This is a genomic window from Lentilactobacillus hilgardii DSM 20176 = ATCC 8290, from assembly GCF_000159315.1.
GTDB classification, from domain to species: Bacteria; Bacillota; Bacilli; order Lactobacillales; family Lactobacillaceae; genus Lentilactobacillus; species Lentilactobacillus hilgardii.
Map to the genome: position 1 here is coordinate 1 of NZ_GG670028.1, position 318 is coordinate 318.

The following is a 318-nucleotide window of genomic DNA, read 5'->3' on the forward strand; positions in this document are numbered from 1 at the left end:
GCGAAACTGATTATTAAGACATTGTTGCAAGCCTTGAGCAGGGCTTCTAAGCCAACCTTTTTGCACTCTGATATGGGTTCACAATACACCAGTATTGCTTATGAAGGCCTGTTAAAGCGGCACCTGATTAGGCATTCATATTCCAAACAAGGTTATCCATATGATAACGGTCCGCTCGAAGCTTTCCATTCGCTACTTAAACGAGAATTTATTTTTCAAACACGTTTTACTAGTTTTGAGGACTTAGTCCTCAGAGTTGAAAATTACATTAACTGGTATAACACCGAAAGAATTAGGATAAACGGCTAATTTTTTTAG

Annotated in this window: 1 protein-coding gene; it reads left to right on the forward strand. The window is 38.1% G+C overall.

Features of this window, described 5'->3' with window-relative positions; all coding sequences use genetic code 11:
- Nucleotides 1-309: IS3 family transposase (locus tag HMPREF0519_RS12760; protein ID WP_003637051.1), on the forward strand; the 309-nt coding region annotated here is incomplete at its 5' end.
- Nucleotides 310-318: the final 9 nt, after the last annotated feature.